Source organism: Curtobacterium sp. VKM Ac-2865 (assembly GCF_015350905.1).
In the GTDB taxonomy this organism is placed as follows: Bacteria; Actinomycetota; Actinomycetes; order Actinomycetales; family Microbacteriaceae; genus Curtobacterium.
The window spans coordinates 36,488-51,685 of record NZ_JADKRZ010000006.1 but is presented as its reverse complement, the minus strand read 5'-3'; the positions used below and the strand labels follow the sequence as shown (position 1 = coordinate 51,685).

General features: G+C 71.2%; 12 protein-coding genes. 2 read left to right on the top strand and 10 right to left on the bottom strand.

From position 1 onward, the window contains the following. Position 1: 1 nt before the first annotated feature. The 7 genes from ITJ54_RS14460 to ITJ54_RS14430 all read right to left on the bottom strand — a co-directional run bounded on the left by ITJ54_RS14460 (position 2) and on the right by ITJ54_RS14430 (position 9,077). Positions 2-1,381 (bottom strand): family 1 glycosylhydrolase, encoded by a 1,380-nt coding sequence (locus ITJ54_RS14460; RefSeq protein ID WP_194629458.1) that lies wholly within the window; start codon positions 1,379-1,381, stop codon positions 2-4. Continuing rightward, positions 1,378-2,295, bottom strand: coding sequence for a carbohydrate ABC transporter permease (locus ITJ54_RS14455; protein ID WP_228509480.1), 918 nt, complete (start codon positions 2,293-2,295; stop codon positions 1,378-1,380). The genes ITJ54_RS14460 and ITJ54_RS14455 overlap by 4 nt, the downstream gene beginning before the upstream one ends. Continuing rightward, positions 2,285-3,253 (bottom strand): sugar ABC transporter permease, encoded by a 969-nt coding sequence (locus tag ITJ54_RS14450; RefSeq protein WP_323741737.1) that lies wholly within the window; start codon positions 3,251-3,253, stop codon positions 2,285-2,287. Before ITJ54_RS14450 ends, ITJ54_RS14455 begins: the two co-directional genes overlap by 11 nt. Continuing rightward, complete coding sequence (locus ITJ54_RS14445; protein ID WP_194629456.1) at positions 3,250-4,512, bottom strand: sugar ABC transporter substrate-binding protein; 1,263 nt, start codon at positions 4,510-4,512, stop codon at positions 3,250-3,252. Before ITJ54_RS14445 ends, ITJ54_RS14450 begins: the two co-directional genes overlap by 4 nt. Before the next feature lie 183 nt (positions 4,513-4,695). Next, positions 4,696-5,745, bottom strand: a complete 1,050-nt coding sequence (locus tag ITJ54_RS14440; protein ID WP_194629454.1) for a LacI family DNA-binding transcriptional regulator — start codon at positions 5,743-5,745, stop codon at positions 4,696-4,698. Between the two features lie 438 nt (positions 5,746-6,183). Then, a complete protein-coding gene (locus ITJ54_RS14435) occupies positions 6,184-8,070 on the bottom strand; it encodes an arabinofuranosidase catalytic domain-containing protein (RefSeq protein WP_194629452.1) in 1,887 nt (628 codons plus the stop codon). A gap of 536 nt (positions 8,071-8,606) precedes the next feature. Then, positions 8,607-9,077 carry a hypothetical protein gene (locus ITJ54_RS14430; RefSeq protein ID WP_194629450.1) on the bottom strand — a complete coding sequence of 157 codons (471 nt, stop codon included), beginning with the start codon at positions 9,075-9,077 and terminating at the stop codon, positions 8,607-8,609. A gap of 240 nt (positions 9,078-9,317) precedes the next feature. On the opposite strand from ITJ54_RS14430, the gene ITJ54_RS14425 reads away from it, so the two are divergent. After that, entirely contained in the window at positions 9,318-9,977 is a 660-nt protein-coding gene (locus tag ITJ54_RS14425; protein WP_194629448.1) for a hypothetical protein, read from the top strand. Next, on the top strand, positions 9,974-10,702 hold the full coding sequence (locus tag ITJ54_RS14420; RefSeq protein ID WP_194629445.1) for a hypothetical protein: 729 nt from the start codon (positions 9,974-9,976) through the stop codon (positions 10,700-10,702). Before ITJ54_RS14425 ends, ITJ54_RS14420 begins: the two co-directional genes overlap by 4 nt. 119 nt (positions 10,703-10,821) lie before the next feature. On the opposite strand, the gene ITJ54_RS14415 is transcribed toward ITJ54_RS14420, so the two are convergent. The 3 genes from ITJ54_RS14415 to ITJ54_RS14405 form a co-directional block, all read right to left on the bottom strand. Next, positions 10,822-13,176 carry a glycoside hydrolase family 3 N-terminal domain-containing protein gene (locus tag ITJ54_RS14415; RefSeq protein WP_416354915.1) on the bottom strand — a complete coding sequence of 785 codons (2,355 nt, stop codon included), beginning with the start codon at positions 13,174-13,176 and terminating at the stop codon, positions 10,822-10,824. A 104-nt stretch (positions 13,177-13,280) separates the two neighbouring features. Beyond that, positions 13,281-14,168: a carbohydrate ABC transporter permease gene (locus ITJ54_RS14410; RefSeq protein WP_194629441.1), complete on the bottom strand. Its 888-nt coding sequence runs from the start codon at positions 14,166-14,168 to the stop codon at positions 13,281-13,283. Beyond that, on the bottom strand, positions 14,165-15,193 hold the full coding sequence (locus ITJ54_RS14405) for a carbohydrate ABC transporter permease (protein ID WP_071273980.1): 1,029 nt from the start codon (positions 15,191-15,193) through the stop codon (positions 14,165-14,167). Before ITJ54_RS14405 ends, ITJ54_RS14410 begins: the two co-directional genes overlap by 4 nt. Positions 15,194-15,198 lie beyond the last annotated feature (5 nt).

Genomic DNA, 15,198 nt, shown 5'->3' with positions numbered 1-15,198 from the left:
CTCAGCGTGGCACGGTCGCGAGCCCGCGGTACGTCTCAGCGGCACTGGTGACGACCCGGGCGAGGGTGCCGTCCGCCTGCTCCTCCAGTCGGACGAGCCCCATGCGGCGCAGGTACGGGGTCTTGCTCCCGGTACCCGACCGTTCGGCCACCACATCCTCCGACACGGCGAACTCCTCGACGTTCCTCCCACCGGAGGCGTAGGACCAGTCGACGAAGTCGAACACCGGCCACCACGTCCACCCGCGGACGTCGACCCCGGCGTCCACGAGGGCACGGACGGCGGCCACCGAGTCACGGACCCACGCCGAACGGACGGCGTCGGAGCCCTCGATCGAGGTCTCGGTCACCACCATCGGTACCCGGTAGCGGGCACCGAAGCGGGTGACCGACTCCACGAGCCCCTCGCTCCAGCGGTCGTACGCGTGCTGCACCGTGCCGGTGGGTCCGCCGACGAGCCGCCGGGGCGAGAGGTCCGGGTAGTAGTTCACGCCGAGCAGGTCGATCGTCACCGCGCCGTCGACCAGGTCGGCGAGCACGGCCGGGTCGGCGCCGTGCTCCACGAGCCAGGTGTGGGACGGGTGGCTCTCGACGACACGTCCGAGCACCAGGTCCGTCGGCACCCAGCCGAGGTCCTCGAGCAGCGCGGCCTCGGCGGCGAGTGCAGCGCCGTCGTGCCCTGCTGCGCCGTCGTGACCCGCCGCGCCGTCGTGCCCCGCCGCGTCGTCGTGACCCGCTGTGTACAGGGACGACGCCTCGACGTGCACGACGACCGCGTCCGGGTTGGCGGACCGGACGGCCGCGACGGCCTGCTGGAAGCCCGCGGCGATGCCGAGGACCACCCGCGTCCACCCCTCCCACCCGGTGAGCGCCGGCGGCCACACGCCGCGCAGCCCGGCGAACGAGGCCGTCGTGATCGGTTCGTTCAGGGGCGTCACGTGGTCGACGACCCCGGCGTACCGAGCCGCGAACGCACCGGCGAACGACGCGATCGCGGCCGGGTACCCGGGATCGGCGAACGACTCGGCGAGCCAGCTCGGCGTGCCGTAGTGCACCAGGTCGGCGATCACCGTGATCCCGATCGAGGCGGCGTACGGCAGCCGTTCGTCGAGCACCGCCCAGTCGAAGACCCCGGGTGCGACGTGCACGCGCGGCCAGTCGACGCCGTAGCGCAGGGCCGTGGCACCGAGCGACGCGACGAGGTCGAGGTCGTCCCGCCACTGCTCGTCGTGACCGGTCAGTTCGTGCTCGTCGAGGGGCGCCATCGCGAAGTGCTGCGGCGGGTACACGCAGGTGTCCTCGATCCCGGCGACGAACGTGAACGTCCCCGGGGCGAACACCTGCCCGACGGTTCGGACGTCAGCGGGGCCGGGCGCGCTCACTTCAGCCCCGTCGTGGCGACGCCGGCGACGAAGAACTTCTGCGCGAAGAAGAACCCGAGAGCGATCGGCAGCAGCGAGATCACCGCGCCGGCGAGCAGCACCGCGTGGTCGGTCACGTGCGCTCCCCCGAACAGCGTCAGCCCGGCCGGCAGCGTGAGCATGTCGTTCGAGGTCGTCACGACGAGCGGCCAGAGCAGGTCGTTCCAGAGCGCCATGCCGTTCAGCACGGCGACCGTGGCGATCGCGGGCTTCGCCAGCGGCAGGATCACCTGCCAGTAGATCCGCCAGTGTCCGGCGCCGTCGATGCGGGCGGCCTCGTCGAGCTCGGCGGGGATGTCCACGAAGAACTGCCGGAACAGGAAGATGCCGAACGCGCTGGTCGCCCGCGGGATGATCAGCCCCTGGTAGGTGTTGAGCCATCCGAGGTGGAACAGCTCGACGAAGACCGGGATGAGCGTCACCTGGAACGGCACCATGAGCGTCGCGATGACGAGCACGAAGGCCACGTTCCGCCCGACGAACCGCATCCGCGCCAGGGCGTAGGCGCACATCGAGTCGAACAGCAGCGTCAGCACCGTGGTGACCACGGTGAACAGGAGCGAGTTGAGGAGCAGCCGGAGGAACGGCAGCTGCTGCCAGACCCCGACGTAGCCGTGCAGGGTGGCGCGGGTCGGGAACAGGCTGGCCGGGTGGCCGAACAGGTCGGCCTCGGACCGGAACGACCCGCTGACCATCCAGATGAACGGCACGAGCACGAAGACGAGCCCGATGCCGAGGTACACCCACTTCAGGACGGAGCCGGTGCGCTCGACACCGCTCCGCAGCACCGGGCGCCGGTTGCTGATGCGGCCCGGACGGGAGGCTCGGGTCGGCTCCGTCAGGGACGGTCGCCGCGTGCGCGCCTCAGTCGACATCGTCGTACCGGAACAGCCGGAGCTGGAGGAGGGAGATGAGCATGATGATCACGAAGAGGACCCAGGAGATGGCCGACGCGTAGCCGGTCTGGTAGTTGACGAACCCGTCGCGGTAGAGCAGGTTCACGAGTGTGTCGGTGTGGAAGACCGGGCCGCCGCCCGTCATCACGTACACCAGGTCGAACACCTGGAACGACTGGATCGTCAGGATCATCGACGTGAAGAGCATCGTGGGGCGGATGCTCGGCAGGGTGATCCGCCAGACGGTCTGCCAGCGGTTCGCACCGTCGAGCTCGGCGGCCTCGTACCGTTCCGCCGGCACGCCCTTCAGCCCGGCGACGAAGAGGATCATCGCGAAGCCGAGGCTCTTCCAGACCGAGACGGCGATGATCGTCGGCAGGGCCAGCGACGTCGACTGCAACCAGGCGATGCTCGGGAGTCCGAGTGCCGCGGTGATGCCGCCCACCAGGCCGATGTCCGGGTCGAGCAGGAACTTCCACACCAGCCCGATCGTCACCAGCGACACGATGGTCGGGAAGAAGAAGACCGATCGGACGATGCGGTTCGCCAGGGTGTCCTGCTGGAGGAGGAGGGCCGCGAGGAACCCGAGCACGACGAGCAGCACGACCGAGACGACCGTGTACTCGAGCGTGATCCGCAGGGCGTTCCAGAACTGCTGGTCGTGGAACAGCTTCGTGTAGTTCCCGAACCCGACGAAGGGCTGCGACACCGCCCCGACGGTCCAGTCGAAGAACGAGTAGTACAGCGACCGGAGGATCGGGAAGACCACGAACGCGCCGAGGATCAGCAGCGACGGGGCCATGAAGAGCCAGGCCGGCTGGAACCGACGCGATCGGCGGCGCGTGGGGCGGGCCTCCCGTCCGGTGTCGTGGCCGGAGGCCGGGGCCCCGCCACGCGGCGTGCGTGGCGGGGCGGACCCGGTGAGCTGGTCGGTCACTGACCGCAGCCGGTCAGGCCGTCGATCGTCTGACCCGCGCTCTTCGTGGCCGACTCGACCGACTTGCCCCGGGTGATCTCGCCGATCAGGGGGACGTAGCCGTCGGAGTCGACCTTCGTGGCGTTCGGCACGTGCGGCAGGTACAGGCGCGCGTTCGGCACCTGGCTGGCGAAGACCGACACGGTGGGGTCGGCCTTCAGCTCCGCATCGTCCGACAGGTCGGTCCTGAGCGGCGGGAAGCCCGTCTGCAGCGAGAACTTCTGCTGGGCCGACTTCGACGTCCAGTAGGCCAGGAACTCCTGCGCCTGCTTCGGGTACTTCGTCTTCGCCGAGATCGACAGCGGGGCGATCGCGCCGAGGGTGCTCGACTTCCCGTCCACGCCGACCGGGATCGTCGCGATGCCGAGGTCGATCCCGGCGGCCTTGTACCCGGAAGCAGCCCACGGGCCGTTGATCTCCATGGCGGCCTTGCCGGCCGAGAACAGCGAGTCGGCTTCGGCGCCGGTCAGGCCGACCGGGCTGACCTTGTCCTTCGCGACCAGGTCCGCCCAGGTGGACAGTGACTTCTGCCCGTCGGAGGACTGCACGACGCTGCAGTTCTTGCCGTTGACGATGTCGCCGCCCTCGAGCCACTGCAGGACGGGCCACATCTGGATCGTCTGGTTGTCGGCGAGGGCGATGCCGTACTTCCCACCGGAGGTGAGCTTCTTGGCGTCCGCTGCCATCTCAGCGACGCTCGACGGCGGGTCCGTGATGCCGGCCGCCGCGAAGAGCTTCTTGTTGTAGTACAGGCTCAGCGTGGCGAAGTTCGCCGGGACGCCGTAGAGCTTGCCGTCGTAGGTGAACTCGTCGACGGTGCCGGGGGCGAAGGCATCCGTGTTGATCTTGCCGTCACCGCTGCCGGTCGCCGTGATCGGCATCACCGAGCGCGTCTTGACGTACTGGGCGACGGCGTTCGGGTCGGAGGACACCGCGGCGACGTCCGGGCCCTGCCCGGTGAGCCAGGCCGAGGGGAGCTTCTGCTGGATCGTGTCCCACGGCTGCACGGTCATGTCGACCTTGACGTCGGGGTGGGCCTTCTCGAAGTCCTTGACGATCGTGGCGTAGCCGGGGCGGTCGCCGCCGGTGAACCCGGTCCAGACCTTGAGGGTGACGGGGCCGTCCGTGCTGGCGTTGCCGCCCGCGGAACAACCGGTGAGGGCGAGGGCCGCCACGGTGGCGACGGCGCCGATCGTGAGGGCCTTGCGTGCGTGCTTCATCGGGAACGCTCCTTTGCGTTGCTGTGCTCGCAGGACGGGGTGGGTGCTGCGGCTGGGATGGGTCGACGACCGTCGGTGCGGTCAGCGGGTCGTGCGTCGGGTGTGCGGTGTGCGTCGGGTGGTGCGGGTGCTGGTGCGTCGGGGTGGTGCTGGTGCCTCGGGTGGTGCTGGTGTCGCGCCCGCTCAGGTGCGGACGCGTTCCGCGTCGGGGTCGCACCCGCAGGACCGGCGGGTGACGAGGTCGACGGGGAGCTCGGTGCGGGCGGGGAGGCCGCCACGGTGGTCGACGAGGTCGAAGAGCCGCTCGGTGGCGATGCGGCCCATCTCCTCGGCGGGGACACGGATGGTCGTGATGCCCGGGGTGGTGACGCGGGCGAGACCGAAGTCGTCGAAGCCGACGACGGACACGTCCTCGGGCACGTCGACCCCGGCGCGACGGAGCGTGTGGAGGCCACCCACCGCCATGTCGTCGTTCGCGAAGACGACGCCGTCGGGTCGGGTCGCCGCGTCCTCGCGCAGGAAGTGCTCCATCGCGGCGGCACCGGAGGTCTCGGACAGGTCGCCCTCGACGACGGACACGTCGGTGAGACCGTGCCGCTCGGCAGCCCGGAGGAACCCGGTCCGCCGGTCGAGCCCGGTCTGGTGGTCGAGCGTGCCCGTCACGTGCAGGAGGCGGCGGCGTCCGTGCACCTCGACGAGGTGGTCGACGAGGCGCTCGGTGGCGGCCACGTCGTCGATGCCGACCGTGACCGCGTCGGCCAGGTGCGGGTAGTTGCCGATGAGGACGGCAGGCAGCCCGCTCGCGACGAGCCCCTGGACGTGGTCGTCGTCGACCGCCGCACTCGTGACGATCGCGCCGTCGGCGGTGCGGGAGCGCATGACCCGCTCGTACGCGACACCACCGTTGGAGGTGTCCGCGTTCGTCGAGACGATCACCTGGGCGTCGTGGGCGTTGGCTGCGGTCGACATCCCCGTCAGCACGTGCATGAAGTAGAGGTGCCCGAACACGTGCGCGGAGGAGTTCGGCACGATGAGCGCCACGGCGTCGGCGCGCTGGCTGCGGAGCGCCCGGCCGGCCGAGCTCGGGACGTAGCCGAGCTCGTCGGCGGCCTGCTTGACCGCGGCTCGGGTGCGCTCGCTGATCCGCTCGTGTCCGGCGAGCGCCATGCTCGCCGCGGCGGACGTCACGCCGACCTTCGCGGCGACGTCCTTCAGGGTGACGGACTTCGGCATGGTCGCCTCCTCGGGTCGGGTGCTTTATCGATTAACTGCGCTCATCATGCACCTGCTTAATCGATGAAGCAAGCCCCGGTGCGGATTGCGTAGTGCGCAGCGAGCGGCCGCGGCGCCGACTCCCGCCCGCCGGCCCGGCCGGGGGCGGGCCGCCGAGTCTCGCCCTCCCGGACACTGTGCGCCCCGCAGACGCCGCAGACTGTCCGCGGCGCCGAGTCTCGCCGCCCGCAGGTACGCGTGCGGGCGCGGGGCGCGGGGCGCGGCCGCAGCCGCGGCAGGCGCGAACCAGCGGCGCGGAGCGAGTCTCGCCCGGGCGGACATCGCTCGGGGCGAGCGCGGCGCGATGTGTCCGCGGGGCCGAGACTCGGCGGGTGCCGAGCGCAGCCAGACGGGAGGCTCGGTGCCAGCTGGCACCGAGCCTCCCGTCCGCTCTGTGGCTCAGTTGAACGAGAAGACCTGGGGGGCCTGTCCGTTGCAGTCGTAGAGCTGGAGCGCCGTGCCGTTCGCCGTGTTGCCCGACGGCACGTCGAGGCAGCGGCCGGACTGCGGGTTCCTGATCGAGCCGTTGGCCTGCGGTGCCCACTGCTGGCCCCCGACGCCGTTGCAGGCGTAGAGCTCCAGGTGGGACCCGTTCGCCGTCGCGTTGCCGTCGACGTCGAGGCAGCGGCCGAGCGTGCGGATCGTGCCGTCAGCGGCGTTGAAGGCCCACTGCTGGTCGGTCGTCTGCTCGTCGGTCAGCAGGGTCTGGCAGTCGAACACCTGGACCTGCTGGCCGTTCTGCTGCAGGTCGTTCCCGGCGACGTCGACGCACTTGCCGCCGATCGTCGTGATCGGGACGGCTGCGACGAACTTCTGTGCGGCGTTGCCGTTGCAGTCGTAGATCTGCAGCGCCGTGGCGTTCGCGGTGGTGCCCGACGGCACGTCGAGGCACCGCCCGGACTGCGGGTTCTTGATCGACCCGTCCGGCTGGACGATCCACTGCTGCCCGCCGGCCCCGTTGCAGTCGTAGAGCTCGACGTGCGTGCCGTTGGCCGTCGCGTTGCCGTTCACGTCGAGGCAGCGCCCGAGCGTGCTGAGGGTGTGTGCGCCGTACACGCTGCCGAGCCAGTGCTGGTCGGCGGCGAGCGCCTTGCAGTCGTACAGCTGCACGACCGCGGTGTTGCCACCCACGTCGTCACCCGCGACGTCGACGCACTTGCCGCCGACGCCCGTGATCGACGCACCCGGGCCGCCACCGGTCGAGACGCCCTGGTAGTTCTGGGCCACGACGTTCGCCTGCACGGCGTTGTCCGCCGCGTCGGTGGAGTAGCCGCTGGTCATGACGCCCTCGAAGAAGGACTGCGTCCCGCGGTTGGAGTTGTCGCCGCCGGCTCCGAGCACGATCGAGCCCTCGAGCTTCATCGGCGTGTAGCCCTGCCCGTCGCCGTCCCGGTCCGTGGGCAGTGCGCCCTCGTACCACTTGGACAGCGTCCCGGTCTGGGCGTTGCCGCCCTTGAGCGCGAAGTTCGCGACGCCGTCGTTCTTCAGGAGCGCGGTGACGAACTTCGAGCTGTTGCCCGTGTTCGCCGTGGTGATCGCGGTCTTGCCCTCGTAGACGCCGTTCTCCAGGTCCGCCTGCACCCAGGGCCCGCGACCAGCGCTGCCCTTGCCGTTCAGCATCGACAGGTTGAGCGCGTCCATGTGCCCCTTGCCGGTGTCCTTCGACTGGGTCTCGACGTTGCCGAAGTCCGAACAGCAGCCGTGGTTCACGTTCGTGCCGCTGGCGACCTCGTACATGGACTCAGGACTCGCGCCGCGCGCCGTGCCCTTCGCGGCCGTGCTCGAGATGCGGTAGGCCACCTGCTGCGGCATGAACACGCCGTACGCCTTGTGGCCGGCGACGGTGACCGGCAGGGCCCCGGCGTCGGCGGCGTGGTTGGCCGGCCCCGCGTCCCCGGCGCCGGCGACCGTGAGGTCGTTGTGGTTGGCCGTCTGGTCGTAGATCTTGAGGATGGTGCACGTCGTGCCGGAGCAGAACGCGTCCTGCGTCGCGGCGTTCGCGGTGCCGCCGGCAGCGAGCAGCCCGACGTTGGTCGTCGCACCGTCCGAGGCTCGTTGCACCTGGTAGAGCGGTCCGTTGTAGGAGGAGTACAGCGCCCTGGTGGAGCTGTACGCGGCGACACACGAGGTGCCGGCGCTGGCGTAGGTGTCGCAGGGACCGTTCGTCGCGGCGGTGGCGCTGTCGGCGCCGACCGTGCTCGCGAACAGGCTCCCGGTGACGAGAGCGAGTGCTCCCAGTGTCGCGGCGACGATGCGCCGTGGTCTCGAGATCGAGCCGATGTGCATGCTGATGCGTTCCTTCCGAGCGTCATTGCTGGGGGATGTGGTCATCGATGGGGTAGCGACGATGTTGCTTAATCGATTAACCAAGCTCAGCCTACCGTCCGGGTGCGGCGGCGTCCACGCGCCGTCCGCATTGCGGCCGGCCGCGCGGGCGCGTGGCGGCGGCGGTGCGGGCCAGCGGCCCGGAGCGAGTCTCGGCCGGGCGGACGTCGCGCGGGCCGCGCTCAGCGCGGACTGTCCGCGGAGGCGAGACTCGCGCGTGTGACGAGCCACGGGCGGACGGGAGGCTCGGGGCCGGCTGGCACCGCGCCTCCAGTCCGGCGGGTGGTGCGGAACGGGCAGACGGATGTGCGTACGTGCCTGCGTTCCTGCGTGCGGCAGAAGCGACAGCGTCGGTGCGGATGCGCAGCGCGGACGCCCGCTCCGTGTCGCTCGATGCGCGAGCATGCGCTTCCGTGCGACATGCTGCCGCCTCCTGCGATGGACCAGGGCCGGGAGCCTGCCCGTACGACAGCGGCATCCGGCCCGAGCGGGAGCTCCTACTTGCCGGCGCCGTCCGTCACGCAGTTCTCGACGCGGCTGGCGGCGGCGGAGTCGGCGGCGAAGGTCTTGGGCGCCGGGGACGCCGTCGCCGTCGGCGCGTTGACCTCGTCGGTGGCGGTGCGGTTCAGCGGGAAGACCGTGCCGTCGAAGTCGTCGGTGGTGGGGTCGACCGTCGTGGCCCAGAGGGCGACGTCGCCGCCGGACGCAGCAGGCGTGCCGAGGTACCAGCCACCGTCAGCAGCCTCGAGGTTCACGGACTTGACGTCGTCGCTGCCGGTCAGGGCGTTGACCGCGTCGACCGTCGCACTCGAGGCGGTGTCGCACGTCGCGGCCCTCGTGGTGTTCTCCGCGAGGGGGCCGGTGTTCGCCGGGTCCGGCTCCTGGGCTCCCCCGTTGCAGGACGCGAGCAGCAGGGCGAGGGTGACGGACCCGACGAGGGCGGAGGCGGTCTTCGCAGTGGTTCGCATGACCGGGACGGTAAGCGCTCGGCGATGCAGCCCGGCACAGGCGCTGCGTCCGCCGGACACGCGGAGCGGTGCCGGTCGCTGCGCGCCTGCCCGACGGCCGTCCACGGGTCACTCCTCGTCGTGGCCGCGACGGCAGGCGGGCGTGCCAGGACGGCGACGGAGATCGTCCACCGCACGGAAGCGGGGTCGGCTCCAGGCTCGTCGACACACAAGGCAACGGGTTCCGTTACGCTTGTGTGCATGGCTGATGTGACGGTGGCTGAGTACGCGCAGCACCACGGGCTCTCGGAGCAGGTGATCCGGAAGCAGGTGCGGTCCGGGAAGCTCGCTGCGCGGAAGTCCGGGAGCATCTGGTTGATCGACGACGCGCTCCGGCACCGGCCCGCTGCGAGACGGCCCTTGGCGGATCGCGCCGCGGACGCGCTCCTCGCTGTCATCGACGGTCGCGACGCGCTCGCGCACCTCGAGCCGACGGAGCGCACACGACTGCGTCAGCGGCTCGTGTTGCTCCGTGAGCCGGAAGACGTCGACGTCGCCGACGTCTTCCGCGACTGGCTGTGGAGGCGCCTCCCACTCGTCGAGGAGTTCTTCGTCCAGCCCGACGACCTCCCCGAACTCCGGGCGGACGAACGGCTCGTCGCCGGGGGTGTGAGTGATCCCAGGTCGGAGATCAGTGCTCCTGACGTGCTGGAAGCACACGTCGTACGCGCGGACGTCGACCCCCTGCGCCGTGAGTACCTGCTCCGGTCGTCCTCGACGCCCAACGTCGCGCTGCACGTCCACGACCACGCTCCGGAACGCCCGCTGCCCCTGTCGCAACTCGTCCTCGACCTGATCGCCGACGACGGCCCGCGCGAACGCCGTCGTGCCGTCGAGCTCCTGCGGACGGCGACGGCGTGATCGAGGCACCGCCGCTTCCTCGCGAGCAGGCCGCGGCCTGGCATGCACTGTTCGACGTCCACGAACGTCTCCCGGCAGGCTGGTCGCTCGTCGGCGGGCAGATGGTCCAGTCGCTCTGCGGGGAACGCGGCGTCCGGAGCGCTCGCCCGACGCAGGACGTCGACGCTGCGCTGGACGTCCGCCTCCACCCGACCATGCTGTGGGACTTCACGAACGTCCTCGCGTCGCTCGGCTTCGAGCCGGACGGGACGTCGTTCGAAGGGCACCAGCACCGGTGGCTGCGCGACGGCGCCCAGGTGGACATCGTGCAGCCTCGGTTCCTCGGGCCCCGCGCAGACGACCGACGGGGTCATGGCGGAGGAACGACGGTCGCCGCACCGGGGACGCAAGGAGCACTCGACCGCAGTGTCCTCATCGACCTCTCGGTCAACGGTCGCATCGGTCGGCTCAGGCGCCCCACGCTGCAGGGCGCCCTCTTCAGCAAGGCTGCCGCTGTCGACCAGTTGCCCGGACAGGACAACACACGCCACCTCGTCGACATCGCCACGCTCGCCTCGCTGGTCCGGCGTTCCGATCGCATCGGCGAGGGCGTGACGCAGGACGAACGTCGGCGGCTGCTCGGGGCGACCGCGCTGATCCGCCGCGACCCCGCCCTCGCACGACGCGCGGGGGTGGAGATCACCGTGGTGGAAGCGGTCCGCCTCGCACTCGGCGCCGAGTCCTGACGCCGCGGACGACGAGCTCCACCACACACCGCCGCGAGACGCCCCTGAACCCCGGCGTCTCGCGGCGATGCGGCTCTGCGCCCGGCAGGCCCGAGGCCCAGCCGGCAGACCCCGTCCCCTCAGACCAGCGACCACTCCACGATGCGCGGCTCGCTGAGCGCGACCTCGTGCACGGCCCCCGTGACGGCGACCGTCGCACGCTCCGTGGCGGAACCGGGCACGGGCACTGCAGCCGGCCCGTCGCCGACGGCGACGATCCCGCCGGAGTCGAGCGGGCCTCCAGGCCGGGACGCCGCCGCGTGGGACGCGACCCACACCTCGACGTCACCGGGCTCGACCACCTTGCGGAGGTGCCGGTCGGTGTACGCGAACCGCTGCACCGGGACGCTGAAGCGCACCCGCGCGGACTCCCCCGGGCCGAGCGCGACGCGGGCGTACCCGAGGAGCTGCACGACCGGGCGGGTGACGCTGGCGGCGACGTCGTGGCCGTAGAGCTGGACGACGTCCTCCCCCGGGCGGGCACCGGTGTTGTGGACGGTGACCTCGGCGGTGAAGCTGCCGTCGGTGGTGACGGAGGGGTCGACGACGAGGTCCTCGTGGGCGAAGGACGTGTACGACAGGCCGAACCCGAACGGGCGCACCGGTGTCGAGTCCGTGGCCGTGACGTCGGACGGGCCGCCGAGCCGCGGGTGCAGGTACGTGTACGGCTGCGCGCCGGCGGACCGCGGGAGCGAGACCGGCAGGCGGCCGGAGGGCCCGGCGGCACCGGTGAGCAGGTCGGCGATCGCGAGACCGCCGCCCTCCCCCGGGAAGAACGCCTGCACGACGGCGGCGGGGCGGGCGCCCGGGCCGTCGAGGGCCCAGCCGATCGCGTACGGCCGGCCCGTCAGCAGCACGAGGACCGTCGGGGTGCCCGTGGCGACCACGGCCTCGACGAGCTCGCGCTGCACGCCGGGCAGTTCGAGGGACTCGGAGTCGTTGCCCTCGCCGACGGTGCCGCGGCCGAACAGGCCCGCCTGGTCGCCGACGACCAGGACGGCGACGTCGGACGCGGTAGCGAGGGCGACGGCCTCGTCGAAGCCGGAGCGGTCGGTACCCGTGACGGCGCAGCCGGGCGCGAAGCGCAGGTCGGCTGCGTCCTCGTTGCTCGCGTCGCGCCCCGCCAACGCCGCCGGCAGCGCCTCGAGCACCGTCGGGATCGAGAACCCCAGCGGCAGGTCGGGGTGCGTCGCGAGCACGTGGTTCGCGAACGAGTAGCACCCCTGCAGGGCCTCGGCGCGGTGCGCGTTCGGGCCGATCACCGCGATCCGGTCGGCCGGCGCCTGCAGGGGCAGCACCCCGTCGTTCGCCAGGAGCACGAGCGAGCGGGCGGCGAGCCGACGAGCGAGGTCCTGGTGCTCGACGGTGTCCAGGTCGACGCCGGTGGGGGCGTCGTCCTCGAAGACATCGGGGTCGAGCAGCCCGAGCCGCTCCTTCTGCCGGAGGACGCGCAGGACGGCCCGGTCGACCAGGGCCTCGTCGACCGCACCGCTGCGGACGCGCTCGACGAGCGGCGCGAGGTACGCGTCACCCGTGGGCAGCTCGACGTCGATGCCGGCCTCGAGCGCCATCGCCGCGGCGTCACCACGGTCGGTGGCGATGCCGTGCATGACCTCGAGGAACGCGACCGAGAAGTAGTCGGCGACGACGGTGCCCTCGAAGCCCAGGCGGTCGCGGAGCAGGTCGGTGAGCAGGGCGACGTTGGCCGCGACGGGGACGCCGTCGACCTCGGCGTACGAGTTCATCACCGAGCGGGCGCCGCCGTCGAGCAGCGCCATCTCGAACGGCGGCAGGTAGACGTCGGCGACCTCGCGGGGGCCGGCGTGGACCGGCGCGTGGTTCCGACCGGCCTGCGAGGCCGAGTACCCGAGGAAGTGCTTCAGCGTCGCGTCGACGCCGGCGCTCTGCAGACCCCGGACGTAGGCGGTGCCGACGGTGCCGACCAGGTAGGGGTCCTCGCCGATGCATTCGTCGACGCGGCCCCAGCGGGGGTCGCGGATCACGTCGAGCACGGGCGCGAGGCCCTGGTGCACCCCGAGCTGCCGCATGGACCGGCCGATGACGGCGCCGACCTCCTCGACGAGCTCCGGGTCGAAGGCGGCACCCCATGCCAGGGGCGTGGGGAACGTGGCCGCCTTCCACGCGGCGAGCCCGGTGAGGCACTCCTCGTGGACGAGCGCGGGGATCCCGAGTCGGGTCTCGCGCTTCAGGCGGCGCTGTTCGTCCCAGAGCCAGGCCGCCCGCTCGTCGGGTTCGACGGGGCGGGTGCCGTAGACGCGGGTGAACTGGCCGAGGCCGTCCCGGGTGACCTCGGCGAGCGTCGCCGTCGGCCCCTCGGGCGTGCCGCTCGTCATCTCGCCCTGCATCGGGGCGACGAGCCCGTTCTGGTCGAGCCAGTAGCCGACGAGCTGCGCCGTCTTCTCCTCGAGCGTCATGGCGGCGAGCAGGTCCTCCGCCCGGCGGGCGGGCGCGGTCCCGCCGTCCTCTCCGGCCTGGAGGCTCGGGGCCACGTCCGTCACGTTGGTCGCGTCCGTCGCGGTCATCCCTTCACCGCACCCGTCAGGCCACCGACGATGCGGCGCTGGAACACCGCGAAGAACGCCAGCGCCGGGATCATCGACAGCGAGGTGAACGCCAGGACCCTGGCGGTGTCCACGGAGTACTGCGACGAGAACGCCTGCACCCCGAGCGGCAGTGTGTAGGCCGACGCGTCGTTGAGGATGAACAGCGGCAGGATGTAGCTGTTCCAGCTGCCGATGAACGCCAGGATGCCGGTCGTGACGACGCCGGGCAGCGACAGCGGCACGACCATGCGGAAGAAGAACCCGAGGCGGCTCGCGCCGTCGATGGAGGCCGCCTCCTCGAGCTCGTCGGGGATCGCCTTGAGGAACGGCACCAGGATGATGACGGTCGTCGGCAGGCCGAAGGCGATCTGAGGCAGGATCACACCGGCAAGGCTGTTCGTGAGACCGAGGTCCTTCACGAGCAGGTAGAGCGGCGTGATCGCGACGGTGATCGGGAACATCAGGCCGGCGGCGAACAGCGAGTACAGCGCGCCACGACCACGGAAGTGGTACCGGGCCAGCACGAAGCTCACCATCAGGCCGAGCACGACGACGCCGAGGGTGGTCGTGATGCCCGCGATCAGCGAGTTGCCGAGCTCCTGCCAGAACACGCCGCTGGAGAGCACGGCGCTGTAGTTGCCGAAGTTCCACGGTGCGGGCAGGCCGGCCGGGCTCGACGTGATCTGCGCGTTGGTGCGGAAGCCGCCGAGCACGATGTACGCGACGGGGCCGACGCACACCGCGATGAACAGCAGCGCGATGAAGTACGTGCCGAGGTTCCGTTCGCGGCGGACCGGGCCGGAGTCCCCGCGCCCGCGGTCACGGCGGCCCTTCGGCGCGATGATGGATGCGGTGGCGGTCATCGTGTGGCCTTCTCCGTGAGAGCGCCGGCGGTGTCGCGACGCAGGACGAACCGCTGGTAGACGAGTGCGATCACCAGCGAGATGAGGAAGATCACCACGGCCACGGCGTTGCCGTACCCGTAGTTGCCCGAGTTGCGGCCGTTGGCGACCATGTACGTCGCCATCGTCGAGGTGCCGGCAGTCGAGGCGATGTACTGCCCCCAGATGATGTAGACGAGATCGAACAGCTGCAGCGAGCCGATGATCGACAGGAACGCCCAGATGCGCAGCGTCGGGCCGAGGAGCGGCAGCGTGATGCGCCGCTGGATCTGCCAGTAGCCGGCGCCGTCGAGCTGTGCGGCCTCGAACAGCTCCTCGGGGATGCTCTGCAGGCCGGCCAGGAACAGGATGACCGCGAAGCCGATGTACTTCCACGAGATGATCGCCAGGAGCGTCCAGATCGCGATGTCCGGGTTCGAGAGCCAGTCGTTGCGCAGCCCACCGAGTCCGAGCGTCTGCAGCAGGTCGTTGACGGCCCCGCTGCTCGAGAGCATCAGGCTCCACCCGGTTCCGACGATCACCTCGGAGATGACGTACGGCAGGAAGATCAGCACGCGGATGAGCCCGCGGCCGCGGATGCGCTGGTTCAGCAGCAGCGCGAGGATGATCGCGATCGGCCCCTGCACGAGCAGTGACCCGATGACGATGAACAGGTTGTGCCAGAGCACGCCCCGGAAGTCGGGGTCGGTGAAGATGATCTTGTAGTTGTCGAACCCGACGAAGTCCGTCGGGGTGCCGTAGCCCTGCCACTTGTAGAAGCCGTAGTAGGCCGCGAGGGCGACGGGCAGGATGACGAAGCCGACGAACATGATCGTCGCCGGCCCGGCGAGCAGGGCGATCTCGACCCGCTGGCGGACGTCGGCGACCCGGCGCTTCCGGGGCCGGCCGGCCGGGGCCGACGGCTGTGCGCCGTCGGCCCCGGTGGTGCGTCCCGCGTCCGCCAGCTCACCGGAGCGGGACGGACGGGGTGCGACAGAGGTGGCCATGGGTC